Source organism: Ruoffia tabacinasalis, assembly GCF_005864045.1.
Lineage (GTDB): Bacteria > Bacillota > Bacilli > Lactobacillales > Aerococcaceae > Ruoffia > Ruoffia tabacinasalis.
In genome coordinates this window covers 23,650-38,670 of sequence record NZ_VBSP01000021.1, presented here as the reverse complement: position 1 = coordinate 38,670, position 15,021 = coordinate 23,650, and the positions used below count along the sequence as shown (strand labels likewise).

Annotated in this window: 17 protein-coding genes, 1 other RNA gene and 2 pseudogenes; 2 read left to right on the top strand and 18 right to left on the bottom strand. The window is 30.5% G+C overall.

The genetic code is table 11. From position 1 onward, the window contains the following. Positions 1 to 118 precede the first annotated feature (118 nt). From FEZ33_RS07010 to FEZ33_RS06970, 16 genes and pseudogenes are all read right to left on the bottom strand, one after another. A complete protein-coding gene (locus FEZ33_RS07010) occupies positions 119 to 610 on the bottom strand; it encodes a DUF8370 family protein (RefSeq protein WP_212746679.1) in 492 nt (163 codons plus the stop codon). 197 nt (positions 611 to 807) lie between these two features. After that, positions 808 to 1,068 (bottom strand): restriction endonuclease, encoded by a 261-nt coding sequence (locus tag FEZ33_RS12880; RefSeq protein ID WP_268951514.1) that lies wholly within the window; start codon positions 1,066 to 1,068, stop codon positions 808 to 810. Beyond that, positions 1,022 to 1,633, bottom strand: a complete 612-nt coding sequence (locus FEZ33_RS07005) for a restriction endonuclease (RefSeq protein ID WP_268951513.1) — start codon at positions 1,631 to 1,633, stop codon at positions 1,022 to 1,024. The genes FEZ33_RS12880 and FEZ33_RS07005 overlap by 47 nt, the downstream gene beginning before the upstream one ends. Positions 1,634 to 1,668: 35 nt before the next feature. Next, positions 1,669 to 1,791 (bottom strand): hypothetical protein, encoded by a 123-nt coding sequence (locus FEZ33_RS12875; RefSeq protein ID WP_268951512.1) that lies wholly within the window; start codon positions 1,789 to 1,791, stop codon positions 1,669 to 1,671. A gap of 69 nt (positions 1,792 to 1,860) precedes the next feature. Next, positions 1,861 to 2,310: pseudogene (locus FEZ33_RS07000) on the bottom strand (restriction endonuclease); the annotation flags it as partial. A 290-nt stretch (positions 2,311 to 2,600) separates the two neighbouring features. Then, on the bottom strand, positions 2,601 to 2,756 hold the full coding sequence (locus tag FEZ33_RS12455) for a hypothetical protein (protein WP_171031319.1): 156 nt from the start codon (positions 2,754 to 2,756) through the stop codon (positions 2,601 to 2,603). A gap of 35 nt (positions 2,757 to 2,791) precedes the next feature. Continuing rightward, entirely contained in the window at positions 2,792 to 3,121 is a 330-nt protein-coding gene (locus FEZ33_RS06995; RefSeq protein ID WP_138404686.1) for a nucleotide pyrophosphohydrolase, read from the bottom strand. Next, the gene (locus tag FEZ33_RS06990) at positions 3,114 to 4,880 is read right to left on the bottom strand and encodes a DUF2075 domain-containing protein (protein WP_138404685.1); all 1,767 of its coding nucleotides are present in this window, start codon (positions 4,878 to 4,880) and stop codon (positions 3,114 to 3,116) included. Before FEZ33_RS06990 ends, FEZ33_RS06995 begins: the two co-directional genes overlap by 8 nt. 149 nt (positions 4,881 to 5,029) lie before the next feature. After that, entirely contained in the window at positions 5,030 to 5,197 is a 168-nt protein-coding gene (locus FEZ33_RS12450) for a hypothetical protein (protein ID WP_171031318.1), read from the bottom strand. A gap of 19 nt (positions 5,198 to 5,216) precedes the next feature. Next, positions 5,217 to 5,378, bottom strand: coding sequence for a TIGR04540 family protein (locus FEZ33_RS06985; RefSeq protein ID WP_212746678.1), 162 nt, complete (start codon positions 5,376 to 5,378; stop codon positions 5,217 to 5,219). Continuing rightward, a complete protein-coding gene (locus tag FEZ33_RS13085; RefSeq protein ID WP_500139034.1) occupies positions 5,372 to 5,443 on the bottom strand; it encodes a hypothetical protein in 72 nt (23 codons plus the stop codon). Before FEZ33_RS13085 ends, FEZ33_RS06985 begins: the two co-directional genes overlap by 7 nt. Before the next feature lie 339 nt (positions 5,444 to 5,782). Then, positions 5,783 to 9,985 (bottom strand): NACHT domain-containing protein, encoded by a 4,203-nt coding sequence (locus FEZ33_RS06980; RefSeq protein WP_138404684.1) that lies wholly within the window; start codon positions 9,983 to 9,985, stop codon positions 5,783 to 5,785. A gap of 320 nt (positions 9,986 to 10,305) precedes the next feature. Next, on the bottom strand, positions 10,306 to 10,443 hold the full coding sequence (locus FEZ33_RS12445) for a hypothetical protein (protein ID WP_171031317.1): 138 nt from the start codon (positions 10,441 to 10,443) through the stop codon (positions 10,306 to 10,308). Between the two features lie 80 nt (positions 10,444 to 10,523). Beyond that, a complete protein-coding gene (locus FEZ33_RS12440; protein ID WP_438943010.1) occupies positions 10,524 to 10,751 on the bottom strand; it encodes a plasmid mobilization protein in 228 nt (75 codons plus the stop codon). 151 nt (positions 10,752 to 10,902) lie between these two features. Then, positions 10,903 to 11,127, bottom strand: a complete 225-nt coding sequence (locus FEZ33_RS06975; protein ID WP_138404683.1) for a heavy-metal-associated domain-containing protein — start codon at positions 11,125 to 11,127, stop codon at positions 10,903 to 10,905. Between the two features lie 164 nt (positions 11,128 to 11,291). After that, complete coding sequence (locus FEZ33_RS06970; protein ID WP_138404682.1) at positions 11,292 to 11,603, bottom strand: hypothetical protein; 312 nt, start codon at positions 11,601 to 11,603, stop codon at positions 11,292 to 11,294. A 167-nt stretch (positions 11,604 to 11,770) separates the two neighbouring features. Here FEZ33_RS06970 and FEZ33_RS06965 point away from each other — a divergent pair. Then, positions 11,771 to 12,355, top strand: a pseudogene (locus FEZ33_RS06965) (site-specific integrase). A 92-nt stretch (positions 12,356 to 12,447) separates the two neighbouring features. After that, positions 12,448 to 13,284, top strand: a complete 837-nt coding sequence (locus FEZ33_RS06955) for an aminoglycoside 6-adenylyltransferase (protein ID WP_138404679.1) — start codon at positions 12,448 to 12,450, stop codon at positions 13,282 to 13,284. A gap of 310 nt (positions 13,285 to 13,594) precedes the next feature. Here the strand turns inward: FEZ33_RS06955 and ssrA are convergent. Together ssrA and FEZ33_RS06945 are read right to left on the bottom strand one after the other, a co-directional pair. Beyond that, positions 13,595 to 13,961: a transfer-messenger RNA gene (gene ssrA, locus FEZ33_RS06950) on the bottom strand. Positions 13,962 to 14,030: 69 nt separating this feature from the next. Then, complete coding sequence (locus FEZ33_RS06945) at positions 14,031 to 14,804, bottom strand: NRDE family protein (RefSeq protein ID WP_138404678.1); 774 nt, start codon at positions 14,802 to 14,804, stop codon at positions 14,031 to 14,033. Positions 14,805 to 15,021: the final 217 nt, after the last annotated feature.

The window sequence follows — 15,021 nt, the reverse complement described above, 5'->3', positions numbered from 1 at the left end:
GTGGTGAATTAACCATATCAGAAAGGGGGTCTTTTTTCATCACCTAATGGGTGATGAAGCAGATTACTTTAAAGACTATTAAATCAATGTTAGGAAAGACTATTAGTAAAACTATGAATTATTCAGGACCATGTAACTTACATTGGTTTTGTGTATATTTGATTAAAGGTTTCCTAATTACATTAGTTGTTAAATCAGATATTTTATCATGTGAAATGTTATCAACGAAAATTTTCATATCATTAACGTGATTAACTAATCCTGACTCAACTACTCTACTATTAAGGATATATTCGAATAATTTTGTTGCATCATTATCTCCTAAACTCTTACCTTTGGTACCTGATTTTGATAGTCCTAAACATGTTTCTTTTGGCTCAGTAAATTTAAAATTTCTACGTGCTTCTTCCTTATGGTTAGTTTCAAATAAATGCAATATAAATTGAAAATAATTTTCTAAGGTTCTATGAGCATCTACGGACCATCTGTCATTTCTTAGTGATAAAAAATAAGGATCTAAAAATAACGGCGTATCATTAGAGGTATCGATATCTACAAAATCAAGTTCATGTTGTGACTTATTCAAATTAAATATCTCACTTATTTTCATTCTATCGCTTCCTTTGACAAGTTTTTTTACTGATAGTATTTTCTAAACGACAATAAAACCTAATGTGTCTACTACTATATAATTTATGTATCAATACCTACTCTAAAGTTTTTATATATGTGCTAATACAGGAGCTATTGATTAAGTCTATAAAAATATGTTAATAAAAAGTACTTGCATTAAAAACATTAGTTTATTTAATCTTCAGATTCAAAATCATCATAATTAATCTGATAGACCGTGTACTCTTGTGCCTTTCCTACGCCAACTTTATATTCAAGCATTAATTGAGTTAGTTGAATACCATCAATTAATACAATACCTTGTTTTTTTGCAAATTCTTCAGCTGCTTTTGAGAAACTTGAAGTTGTTATAAACACGCCTCTATCTGCGTTAACACTAGCAAGCGCATCATAAAAGCCTTGAATGGCCGGGCGTCCGACTGCATTTTTCAGCATATCTTTTCACTTGCAAATAAACTCTACTCGTACCTAAAGGGTCTTGGTTGATGATTCCATCGATTCCCCCATCATTTGACTGAGTTGTCACATGCACATTCCCATTATTTCCGCTATATCCCATAGTGTTTAGTAATTTTATAACTAATTTCTCAAAGAAAATCGGATCAGTTTCCCGTAATTTATTTAATAACTCTATTTCTACTTCGTTATTTCTTTTATTGATTAATCTCTCCACAGTTTCTTGAGGATCTTCTTGTTCTTCCAAATTATTCATATTTAAATTGCCTTGCAATATATCTTCAGAATCTTTATCTGATTTTATATTTCTTGATTCGAGTTCTTTCATGTACGCAACGTACTCGGTTTGTTCTTGAAGTATGTCCGTAGTTAATTGATCGCCATATTCGTTTAGTAATGAAAGTCCATCGTCAGTTATTTTATAAACGGCTCTTTTTGTTCGTATAATTGCTTTTGCTTTATACAAATCAGCCAATGCAAAGCCTATACGATTATATAAAATAGATTGAGATTTCTCACTATTATCGTATTCTATACCCCTCATTTCTTCAGGGATATCTAAGTATTCTAATATACGTTTTACAATAACACCCTTGTTGTTTCCTCACCATTCTTTATAACTTCTAACACATAAGGAATAAAGGAATCCCAAGTAGGTATGCCACTAGCCGACTTTTTTAAATTGTTCCAATCTTTATTCAATTATTAAGCCCCCCTATAAATATATAGAAGAAAAGCCATACAAAACCGTATGGCTCACTGATTTTAAGGTTATTTAAATACTTCATCTAGTTTTTCTTCTAATGTTCCCGCTTCTGCATATGGATAAGCATCCAATTGTGCAAAGTTCTTTTGGCTAATACCTTCAGTTAATTCACTAAAGATAAAACTCGTCGCAATTCTATAAATGATTTCTGTAGGAGCTAACCCATACACTTGATTCTCAAGTATATGTTTCAATCGCTCATGATCGTTTGGTATCTCAGACTTGATTATTTCGCTGTTATACAATCTTTTAACGACTTCAGTGATATATAAACCCGACTTCATATAAAGATCAATAAAGGTCTTAGATGAATCATTATAAATGCCTGGATTTTCATCTTCTAATTGTTGTACCATCTTTTGAACAACCCATTTAGGCGTATAAATCTGGTTGGTATTTTGAGGTGGAATATAGTCATAAATATTCTCTTCGGTCTCTTCAAAGTAACCTGCTATTTAGAATTTTTGTTGAAAATTATTAAATAAAGTAATCTAATAAAACATATACACTTATAACTTGATTCTAAAAAATTATAAAAACCCTATCCGTAGAAATCGTTTACATTATTTATCTATAAATTTTCAGTTGTTTTTTTATGTTAAACAGAATAAATTAACAAACACTATAATTTAAATTATTGTTTAACGGTAAGTAGATGTAGTATTTAAGCCAAAGAGCCTTTCGGATTTTTTAAAGGCTCTTTGCACATTAAAATTTACTAACCATTTATACTTACGTGAGTATCTTATATTGATTCAATCGTGTAGCCAGCCATGTCTAATTCAATATCTAGCCCTTTTTCTTCGTGTTCTGGTCTTAAGTAACCTACAATTTTTCCCTCTTGGTTTTTCACTACTGCTACCGTCTCTTCAGTCTTTTCTTTATCTATTTTATTATTCATTTTATTACCTCCCTTGATATATTCATATTATAACATCATAAGTCTGTATATTTACTCTTATTTCCTTTGCTTTTCTTAACAGGATATTTTATTTCATTTTTCTTTAGTTTGTTATTAATAATTTCTTCAATATCCACTTTAAGATCAGACGCTAGCATAATAGAATAAATCAAAACATCTGCTAATTCGTCTTCTAATCCCGCTTGCTTTTTTTGGATAGTTTCATTACTAGAACTCCATTGAAATAACTCGAGTAATTCTGATGCCTCAAGAGAAATAGAAATTGCTAAGTCTTTTTCATTATGAAATTGTCTCCAATCTCTCTCATCTCTAAAGTCATTAACTTTTTTTATCAGTTCATCCAATTTTTATCTCACCTTTCTGAGCTTTTAATAAAGCTTCTTGCAATTGATCATCTACCGCATATAAAAATAATCCGTGTATTCCTCTTGTTAATAATACATTCAATTCATTTTTTAATAAGAAGTCCGATAAATACTCCTTACTCCCATCTTTTAGAGTTCTACGTTGCTTTGCTTTCCTATTTTCGCTCTCTTCTTTATCAAACACGATTTTGCCATTCCTGTATTTTACAGATGGTCCGATTACTACTCCTACATAATTTAAATCAAATCCTTGTACTGTATAAGTAGATCCTGCTTCATTAATAGTATGTGGCTGTTCTGCCCAAGATACATCTTTATATTTAACACTTTTATTTTTTGGTTTTAATTGATAGTTCCAAGGAATTTTAAAATCATTATCCTTTACCATCCAATATTCTTCATTTTCTGGTTTACGTTTATCTACATATTTCCAGTCAAATGTTGCCACTACTCTTGAAATTCCTTTTTCTTGATTCTTTGATTTCTCTTTAATCGCATTATGCATTTTTTCTGCATCATCAAATATTTTAATTTCATAACCCTTATCATCATTCGGAATATTTAATACTATCTGATTATCAACTAAATTTCTGATCCAATCGATTGTTTGTTCTTCAGCATCTATTCTCATTTGATTGGTTAAGAATATATAGTTGTCATTTTTTTTAGACATTGCTTTAATTTTTTCAAGTTCATCTTCTTCCCAATACTGTTCTGTTGTTAAAATTTGATTCACGTCAAATACTGCTATCACTACCTTGGCTCTTTCTAAAAGATCATGTAGCTGATTTTTCCCTCGATAAGCTTGTTTTCCTTGTGTCCACAACAAATGAGCTTCATCAATAATAACAACGTCTACTGGATCTTCATTGGTTATATTATTAATAAAGCGAGTTGGTTTCAATACAGCTTCTAAATTATTTTTTGAGGTCAATCCTAATTTTTCTGCAATTTGTTTATAAACAGTTAGTTGAGCATCATGGTTAACAATCATATGAACTTTTAATTCCTTTTTACTTTCCACTTCCCTAGCTAATTCTTTTTTTAAATCATAAAATAAACTACTCATTAATACAGTTTTACCTGATCCAGCTTCCCCTGCAACTAAAATTAGTTCTCCCACTTTATCACTTTCTAAAGAATTAATTACTTTAGTATAAATTTTATCTTTTGCATCTATCTGTTCACGTGTTAATTTATGGAAAGGTGAAGCTTTAAACAAAGCCGAGTCTTCAATGATGCTTTTTAAAGGGAAAAGTATTTTATTTTTTTTCCTTAATTCTTGCCACACCTTAGAAAATATCTCTTCAAAATATTCTGAAGTATAATATTTATTTTGCTGGTTTGTACGTCTATTATAAACTGTATCAACTTGGTCAACAGTGGATAAATAATGCATTAATTTGTTTTCAATATCTAAAGTTAAAGATTTATTAAAATATTCATGTCCGATTACAAACATTGAGGCTGAATTAGTAGTAGGTAATCTAGATAATTCCCTATTAATATCATTTGTAAGTAAATGTTGATTAGTCCTAGCTTTAATATTAGAAGTTTCACCGATATACACATTATATGTATTTTCTCTTGCTTCGTTATTAATGATATATACTGTAGGGTAGTCCAATAAGTATTTTCTACTTTTTTTCTTAAAATTAACTGCACTTTCACTAAACTTTTTTAATCCATCTACTGTATAATCTATTTCATGTATCACAGGTTTAGATATCTTTACCATGATTTACTTTCACTCCATTATCTTACTATCAAAAATTATACTTTTTTATTTGTATGTCTTCTCATTATAGTTAAATATCTATTTCTTTATTTATACTTGGCCGAATAAATTTTTTCGTACCAACCGCTAATTAAATTAATTTAAATCTTTTAATGATTACGGAATGAATAACCATGATTAATATAGCTATCTGTGTCCCATTTTATATTCTTACCAGTGGTATGATCCTTAAGCAGTAAACTTAATAGAGATTCATTTTCTCTTAAAATAGCTGAGTCATTTAAATCTGAGAGCGATAAGTTATTATTTTCTTTCAAGAAGCCACCTCCTTTGTTTTTAATTAGTAATTATATTTGCTACAACTGTTAAACGATTTTTACCGCATTGTTGCTTAAGTATTGTGGTAAAATCATCATTTTTTATTAATTTTCGTTGGTTATTTTTATAAATCATGATTATATTTTCTTCTAACTCTTCATCTGTTAGATTATCTACCAATATTCATCAACTATTTTATTAATAACAGCTGCAACTTCCCGTTGGGTTCGGTAAAATTTCTTCACTTTCACAGAAACACCTCTATATTATTAAATTCTTACTTTAATTATACTTTAGATACGTATAGTAATCTATTAATTTTTAAGAATGTAAAAAAAGCTTTAAAGAAGACAGTGTCTTTCTTCAAAGCTTTTTAGCTTTACATCTTGATGTGACAGTCATTTAGAGCAGAGTTTAAAGCGATAGACATATCAATGTCCGTTAAAACATATGTAAATCGTTGTCTAATGCACCAGTCATTATGAGTGATAAATCACTATAAAATTAACAAAACTTATTGTGGATTTTGAATATAAGTTATGTTATTGCGATAATTACTATGAAATGATTTATAGTATACGTTTTTAAACTTTGTTATTAGATCTATTTGACTCACCAGGAGTTTCTAATCTCATTTTACTAGCAATATCAAATTTCTCATTAAGATAAGCATAACCACCCCACTGACTCCATGTTTGCATTCTATCTGGTGTTCTAAAGCTTTTTTCTCCAATTAAGGTCCAAAACACTCTGTATTTCTCCTCTTCTAAGAATTTACGAAGGTAAGTTTCTTTTATGATCAATCCATAATCTTCATTTATTAATTTTGTATCAAAAGCCGCTAGTTCATCTTCTCCATAGAAAAGCCCATCAATTGTTTTTTGTTCTAGCTTTAAAACATTTATAATCTCTGAATTCGGTATTTTAAATGAAATTGAACTCTCTTCAAGTGTACCATCGTATTGAGACTCATATAAAAATTCATTACTAGCTGGCAAGACATAATAACCAATTTCCTTTACCGGACGTTTTACTTTTTTATATTTTACTTCTTCATTATTCTCGATACCTAAAATAAAATCTTCCAAATTTGATGAACTATAATCCCGTACTTCTTCTTCATAGTACTCTCCTGTCTCAATCTCTATAGCAGACCATTCATTTTTTAATACATTATTTTTTAATGCAGAACTCCAATAATATTCTCTATTAAAAAATTCATATGAACGGCTACCCTCAGGATAGTTTCTTCCATAGAAGTTCCTAGTGTCTATATCTTCCAAACAACTTTCATAATCTTCTTCTTTAACAAAATATGCCTGGATAATGTTATAAATTTCTTGTCGCTTTCCATCGTATTTTCGTAATATATTTTCATTTTTTTCAATTTCTTTTATGTGGTTTAAAATTATCCAATTATTTCCTCGAGAATCTTTTATTTTAATTTCATTTTTAATATCATCAAATAGTGTGGAAGTCTTATTTACCCAGTCTATTATATCTGTTTCTTCTCGGTCAAAATCGTCTAAAAATTCTTTCGAATATAACTCGTCTTTATGGTTGAATTCGATTAGACTTTTATCAGGTTTAAATCTATTATTGAGTGTTGGATCAAAATCTCTAACATATGGACTCCATGGACCGCTGTAATCTTCTGAAATATCGTAATCGTTTTCTACTAAATAATTGTCGGCTACCTTAGCTAAAAGATTATATAAAGCAATCCATTGATATTTTTTACCAATGCGTTCAACTTTCCGTGTATCATGTCTTTCAGTATAATAATTATTTCTGTCATGTGGGAATAGTTCTTCATCAAAACCTATAACATTAAAAATGTAGTCCATAGCATATAAATAGCCGTTTTCGTTATCGAAGTTTTTAAATTGATTTAGTGCTGAATCAAACACGTATCTACCAAAATCACCATAAATCCCTGGACCACTATTCTCAGTATTCATAGAAGAAACAATTGCATCTTTAGAAGAATTATAACCACTAGATAAATCATACTCCACTCTTTCCATTTCAGGAATATCAGAAGAATTATAAGGCGGTCTAAATTTTTCTCTTGAAAAGTCCATATCTTCGGGATACTCAAATAAATACCGCTCTATAATCAATCGTGCATAATCCCTTAATAAGATATCTGGATACACTTCATCTGCCTGAAAGATAGTATTATATACGTAATTTACTAACTCTTTATAAGTTTCATGGTTTTTGTCCTTCGTACGCACTAATGCTCCAAAAACTACACTATATAATCTATGAACTACATATGGGTCGTTAGTATTTTCGAACTTTTTTAGTAGGTCTAAGCATAATTGAAAATTATCCTTAAGAATTACAATCATAGCCTTTGAGCAACGATCTCTTAACTTTCTATTACTAGATGTCAAAGTCCAGCTAAACAATATAAGCATTAGTCTAATTTGCTCATTTTTTAGAGAGTGTGTATTAACTTTCGCAGACTCAAAAGAAGAAATAATCTGACCTAGTCTAGAATCACTACTTATGCCATTTATAAAATTTGTCCATAGTGAGTCTCGAGTAACCATAGACATTTGAGAAAGATGGCTATCTAAAAGATATGCATTTGTTGAATTTTTTAGCTTAATACTGTTATCTATAAGCATATTATAGAAAGTATCGATTGAAACTTCGTAGTTATTAAGTATCTTCCTTAATATTTCAACACTCGTATTTATATTTTTTCTGATAGTAAAAGATTCTATGAAACGCTCTGCTAAATTGTTAGCCAAATGTATATCTTCTTCGTAAATAAAATCTAATACAGGTATAATTATCTCTCTTCCGTATCTTTCATATCCCATTTCTGAAGTAAACAATAAGGGATCTACCATGGAATAGTTAAGATTATCATCATCAATTAATACATCTAAAATATTATATTCAAGTTCATCTAAGTTAGTGCTCTTTTTGAATATTTCACTTCCAAGTAAATAATCTCGTATTAAGTTATAAGAGAATGTGTAGTATATTTCGTCGGAATTTTCAAATTTATTTATTAATCCATTTCTTACTAGTGAGCCAATATAATCATGCTTTTTAAATACTAATCCGTTGTTTTCCCAAAATGGTATCGAAAAAGTTTCTTCTTTAGAAACAGTCCATCCATTTCCTGCTAGCATTTTAGATATAAATTGAGTAAGAAATTCTTTTAATAAATTAAAGTCTTCATCAAATTCAATCTCTTCTCTAGATGATTGATCAATTTTTTCTAGCGTTTTATTAAATATCTCTTGAATGTCCATATCATAACCTGCAAAGTTTTCACAAAATAATGTTAAAAATAAAGGATTCGACATCTGTTCATTAAAATACAATGTTGGCGAGAAGGTTATATTGTGATAGTCTAGAAAAATATTTATCTGTTCATAATCAAATCTATCAAGTCCTTCATGGTTGAGTACAGATATTTTTTCTTTTGATATTAATTCTTCTGCATAATCTGATATTAATTTCTCTTCGAATCCATTTCTAAATGAAAAAGCAAATTTTACATAATTATAATTATCTAAAATTTGAGAGATTTCTTCAATAGTATTCTTCCAAATAATGTTGTCATTAGTTTCATTTATTCCATCAATAAAAACTACAATCGGCTTATTTATTAATTTTCCAAGAGCATCTAAACTATCTAACAAGTTATTTATATCTATATTAGGTATATTAAGTAGGTCGATTAATTGATTCTTAACAGGATTATTTTTTATGAATGAATACCCTGGTAGTAAAATTGTTGGCCTGTTCTCATAAACTAAATTATTAGCAGAGATGGCGAAAGTATGTGATTTGCCAACTCCTGCTTTCCCTTTTAACAATAGAATTTTATTATCTATTAGTTTCTCTTCAAAATTTGAAAGCAATAAATTATCTAATAAGCTCTTTATTTTTTCTAAGTCCTGCCTTTTAGAAAGCAATTTATCTCTTTCATCGTTTTCAAAATCTGCAGAATGAATTTTATCATTTAGTTCATTTAAAGAATTTCCAAGTCGTAAAAAAGCATCTGCATATTTATTTTTAATATATTCATTTAGTTTGTAATAATCATTTGTATTTTCTATCTCACCTAACTTAAGAATGTCTTCGGCAATGTTATCTAATAATTCTCGCCCCCTTTGTTTATAATAGGATTTAATTTCCTTCAGATAATTTGAAACACGAATAGGCAATAATTCGTCGGATAATTCACTTTGACAAAATAAGCCAATAGATTTTTCTATATCAGTAGTTGCATTAAATTTCTTATTATAGCGATACGATAGCGAATTCAAATTCAATTGTACTTGTTGTTGAAACCATTCAATATCGAACTTATGTTGATTAAAAAATAATGCACTAGCATGTTTTGATGTCGCTGCTTGCTCTAGCAATTCTGTGTTGGTTATTGCAATACACTCTATAGATGCTTCTGCTAAAATCTTAATGCACTCTAAATAACTTGAATTTTTAGTGCTTACATCTTCATTACTGAAAAGATATACTCTATCCAGTTTACCTTCGTAATTATCTCTAATGATTTCAAAACTTTTTTTAATTTGAGAATAGTCTATTCCTTTTGAAAAATATTTAGCCTGAAAACTTATTATCAATCCATCTTTTCCAGTAACTGGGTCAACTTCAATTCCTTTATGGTTTGGATTAGATCGCAAAATAGTACCTTCTACACAATAGTTTTCTTTGAACAACAGCCTGCTTAAACTCTCAAATGAGCTTGTTTTATGGTTATTATTCACGTTAAAATGAGCCCAAGTAATCATTTATCTTCTCCCTTCTTTAGAAATATAATTAAATTAATTATAGCATTCTTCAAGCATTAACGTATAAAAGAGAAAACCCCAATAGCTTTCGCTATTGAGGCTCTTGTGAAAATCTATTTCACTGAGTCATGTTATAAAGCAAAACAGATACATATATAACAATAAAATCTACTTCCTATGTTTAAAAATGTTTTTTAAAAAAAGAAAATCACAATTTTTTCGACAAAACAGAATAGTATTTTTGAAGATTTCTAGATTGTAGAAAGTACTAGATTTTAACATTATATATATCCTATTTTTTAAAGTTCCATTTATCAAGTTTAGCGCAGTTCATCAATTTCATTTATACTCTCTAGCTTTTCATCTTTTATTCTTCTAGCAATTCTTGCTGCTTCTTCTGTACTTAGGTTTTCTATTTCTGAAACTAAATTTTCAACCTTTTTAACTTCTCCTTCCACAGCTTCTTCAATTTCTGTAAGATTTTGTTCTATTTCTTTTTTTTTTTAATTGAATCATGATCATTGAAATCCATATTTTTTTAAAATGTTCTGACAGTTGAATCAATCCGTCTAGCCTGTATTACTAAATCTCGAAGATCGGATTTATCCAAATTAACAGTAATGGGCTTATCAACTTTTTCGAGACTTCTTCGAACAAGGGCACTCATTGTCATATTTTCTGTGTCTGCTTTGTGTCTACTCATTTCTTTTTCTTCTGGTGAAACTCGGAGATTTAACCTTCCCCCATCTGATAACCTTACTTGAATACTTTCTGTTCGTTTTATGAAATTTTCTCCTTTTGTTTTATTATTTTGAATTAGAATCTTACTTTTATTTTAAAAATCGAGCGCAGCGACAAACAGGTTTCAGGAAGAATTCCTGACAAGCCAAAACAGAGTTTTGGGGGTTGGTGTACACTTAGGTGTACAAACCCGTTTTCTTTGCTGAATATCCAATCTCTTCAATCTTATGAAGAATTTCTTCTTCTGATATTTTATTGTCTTCAAATACTACTCTTGCTTTGCTTCTATCAAATAAAATTTTTATTGTTTCTATCCCCGTTAATTCATTTACATTGTCTATGATTTTTTGCATACAAGATGGACAGGTCAATTTTTCCAATTGAAACGTTATCGTCGTCATCTTCTCTCTCCTTTATTTTTTTGTCATTACTCTGAATGTTTTGATTACACAGTTGGTATAGACCGAATATTTTGTTTACGAATTGATTTACATCAATCTTTTACATTCATTTAAACATTCGAATAAAAAAATCACTATCCGTTAAGATAGCGACTCTTTTTCTTTTATGCACCATGTTCATCTTGTAGAATCTCAAGTTTTTGAAGGACAGTATCTATACTATTGGGATCTAAATTCGAATCATCAAATTCCGCTCCATGCCCTTGAATCAGCATATTTAATTTCGGCTGCAAGCCAGTAATATCATGCGCTCCTTCTGGTATCTCACAGTTATGCGCGACTAACAAAGCGTCTGCTTTTTTGTGAAAAGTATCTAAAGAGTCTAAAGCCATATTAGAATCATCAAATGTTACACCTTGGTCTTCCAATAAAAAATTTAATTTTCCATTTATGTCATTTGCTATATTTTTGTCCATTTCTATAAATCCTCCGTATTTGTATTTTTGTTACATCTACAGTCTACAATAGGTTACCGCTGTAATAATTGATGCGTATCAATAAACTGTGTTATTATTAGAAATACTTTGAATGTATAGACACCGTTCTAAAACAGAATTTAAATTTGAATATAACTAAAGATACAATGGTTGAAAATTTAGATGTAAACGGATATACGTACTTTAGGATATTATCGTACAGCGGTGCTCGAAAATCAGAAATACTAGCTCTTAAATGGTCGGATATTGATCTTGATACGTCTACACTCAACATTAGTAAAACACTTACTAGGGGCTTAAATAATAAGATTATCATGCAACCTACGAAGACGGTGAACGGTCGAAGAGTGATTGATATGGATTATGACTCTATGAAGCTGTTAAAGCAGTGGAAGATGTATCAGGCTCAATTCATGCTGAAACTGGGTTTTAATACCAATACACACGAGCAGAATGTTTTTGCGAATACTAGAAATAATTTCTATTCAATTAATGTTCCCAATAACCGTATGAGAAATGTGCAAAAGCGTAATGGCCTTAAATAAATTACCGTTCATGGGTTACGACACACGCATAGTAGTATCCTCTTCTCTATGGGAGCTTCAATAAAAGATGTACAGGCTCGCCTAGGACACACAGATATTCAAACAACGATGAATATCTACGCTCACGTTAAAAAAGAAGAAAAGAAAGATACAGCAGATAAGTTTGCGAAGTTTATGGAAAACTAAAAATGTAAATGTGGTTCTTCATAGCATTATATAAAAATATATTTTAGTTAGTAGAAACGTTTTAAATTTTAAAAGGAGGGTTTATTTAATTTATGACATTTATAAGTAAACATGAGGAAAGAGATTCTGAGTTACCTAAAGAGCGCAAAAAGTTATTAAATAACATTCAAAATGATTTATTTGAAGATGATAATGTTTTAGCATTTTTTTACGGTGGCTCATTAGGCAATGAAAATACAGATTTTTTTTCAGACATTGATCTTAGAGTGGTTGTCAAACCCGAAAAAATCAATGATTATATTTCAAATAAAAAAAACCGTGCAGAGAATTGGGGGGGAATTCTGTATTTCGAAGATTTGAATCCTTCCTCTATTTATATTGTTGCTCACTATGATAGTTTTATAAAAGTAGATATTTTTTATTACACACCTGAATATATTCAGCCTTCTGTATGGTTAAAAAACATTAAGATTTTAAAAGATACAGACGAAATGATAACTAATATTTTAAAACAGTCATTGAATCTTACTTATAAACCATCATTAGATGAATTTGAGTTATGGAGAACAAAGTTTTTTGCATATCTACATGAAGCGTATAGAAGAGCACTGAGAGAAGAATATTATTATGCATTAGATTGCATTGATAAATTGCGACTATCAATAGTAACCGCTTGGTATATGGAGTCTGGAATTCAGCCAAATTCATTTGGTGATTGGGCTAAATATGAAGGTAATAGAAGTAGTTTAAAAGATTGGCAGAAATCTCTACTCGAAAGTTGGGAATGTGAAAGAGATACTGTAGAAATTATGAATGTAATGAGAAGTATTGTTTTTGAGTTTAAAGAAGTTCATTGTTCTCTTAGTAAAGCAGTAGGAGTTAAGGAAGATCCGGAATGGATAAATAGAATTATAAATTTAGTATTATAAAAAAACATTACCATTTTTTGAGTAGTAATGGAAATGGTAATGGTTGGTAATGGTTTATAGCAAATGTAAGCAAAGTTCAGAAATTAAAAAAGGCTTCCTACCAGCATTTAGAAGCTGTTAGGAAACCTTAGTAAAGCTATAATGGAGTTGAGGGGGTTCAATTCCCTGGCCAAACACCCTCAATTCCTATTTATCACATAAATAATCATTTCCCTATACAAAAAAACACCAGCGTATCATAGCAATGGCCAAATCACTATGCGCTGGTGTTGTATCATGTCCAGATTAACTGGACATAACTATATTTTAACAATGGAGATGAGGAGATTCGAACTCCTGTCCAAATATCTCGCCACTTACGAATCTACGTCAATAGTTTATCCATTTAAAGTTTGGCTCACTGTTAGCCGATAAACGGGCATCGCAGTTCGCGAGTCTGGTCATCTCTTATTTAACTTGCAGACGGAAAGTTAAATCGTATCCCACTGAATTTGAGACCGGCATCTGAGCACATGGGCGATGCCAGGCCGATCTTCACCCGCAGTTCTTAGGCTGCTAAAGCGAAATTATTGTTTGTTTTGTTTGCAGTTATATTTAACTGTAGCGTTTTTAGGAAGTCGCTGCCTTCCTGACGCATCATAAGCTCGAACGATACCTGTCGAAACCAAAACATCCCCGCTATGATACTAAATTATTATAGCATCTTTTTCTATGAATGTCAAACTTAGTCAGTGTTATACCCTGCCTTAGTCCCTCTCTAAGACAAATTTTTCCTCAGTCACTTGAATGATTTCTTGCGCATTATAACGTACTTCTTTCATTGATACTTGCCCTTCTCTATTGATAACAATCGCAGTCGTAGAAACTGTCCCAAAGTCTGGGTTACTTTGGATGAAGATAGACGAATGTTTCAAGGCAACCTCTTTCTCTAATGCTTGTGGATAGTCCTTCAAATCTGGGTTAGGCGTTGTATCTTGAAATAAGCCAATCAAGTTGTCTAATTCTGGTAATGCCTCCTTAGCGAGAGTCTCAGCTAAAACTGCTTCGGATTTAAGTTGGCGATACTTGGACAGATCATCCTTCGTATTACTAAGGCTGTGAAATTCTTGATTATAAGGTTTGAATTCATCTCTCACATTATCATATCTGTACAAGTCATCGATTGCCCCAAACAACAGATGATAGCCTTCATACTTCTTGCGGTCCGCCCGTAATTGCCTCACGTAATCTAAGACACTAACATCACTCGTTAGAAAATCAGTAATCAGCCCCCCACGTGATATAGGGTCAACTGGAACATGCTCCGTGAAAGGTTGGTTGGTTAAAGCAGCAAAGCGCCCCGTCGTTGTGATAGCCAACCAAGTACCACCAGCCTTCATATCACGGCCCCCAAGAATAGTTGGATGGTCCTTCCAAAAATGAATGGGCAAACTTTCCCTTTGATAAGCTTCATCCCGATTAGCAATTAATACAAATGGCGCTTGAGCACCTTCTTCGCTTCGAAAAGTTATTAAGCACATTTTTTATACCTCGTCTTTAACTAATTATTTCTTTTAACTAGTATATCATTCTATTCGTGAATAAGAATCTATATGCTTTTTTTCTTTTATAAGGCAATATAATAAAATAGTCAACTACTTTATTATATAATAACATAATATTTTTTTATACTTTCTTGCTTATTAGTATGAAAATACCAATAATACGCTTTTTCAGAAAAAAATAAGTATATCATTA

Excerpts from the sequence above, each read along its gene's own strand:
- FEZ33_RS12880 (WP_268951514.1), bottom strand. The coding sequence starts at position 1,068 with ATGCTGAAAAATGCAGTCGGACGCCCGGCCATTCAAGGCTTTTATGAT.
- FEZ33_RS06945 (WP_138404678.1), bottom strand. The coding sequence starts at position 14,804 with ATGTGCTTAATAACTTTTCGAAGCGAAGAAGGTGCTCAAGCGCCATTT.
- FEZ33_RS06975 (WP_138404683.1), bottom strand. The coding sequence starts at position 11,127 with ATGACGACGATAACGTTTCAATTGGAAAAATTGACCTGTCCATCTTGT.
- FEZ33_RS06970 (WP_138404682.1), bottom strand. The coding sequence starts at position 11,603 with ATGGACAAAAATATAGCAAATGACATAAATGGAAAATTAAATTTTTTA.
- FEZ33_RS07005 (WP_268951513.1), bottom strand. The coding sequence starts at position 1,633 with ATGAGGGGTATAGAATACGATAATAGTGAGAAATCTCAATCTATTTTA.
- FEZ33_RS07010 (WP_212746679.1), bottom strand. The coding sequence starts at position 610 with ATGAAAATAAGTGAGATATTTAATTTGAATAAGTCACAACATGAACTT.
- FEZ33_RS12455 (WP_171031319.1), bottom strand. The coding sequence starts at position 2,756 with ATGAATAATAAAATAGATAAAGAAAAGACTGAAGAGACGGTAGCAGTA.
- FEZ33_RS06955 (WP_138404679.1), top strand. The coding sequence starts at position 12,448 with ATGACATTTATAAGTAAACATGAGGAAAGAGATTCTGAGTTACCTAAA.
- FEZ33_RS06990 (WP_138404685.1), bottom strand. The coding sequence starts at position 4,880 with ATGGTAAAGATATCTAAACCTGTGATACATGAAATAGATTATACAGTA.
- FEZ33_RS06980 (WP_138404684.1), bottom strand. The coding sequence starts at position 9,985 with ATGATTACTTGGGCTCATTTTAACGTGAATAATAACCATAAAACAAGC.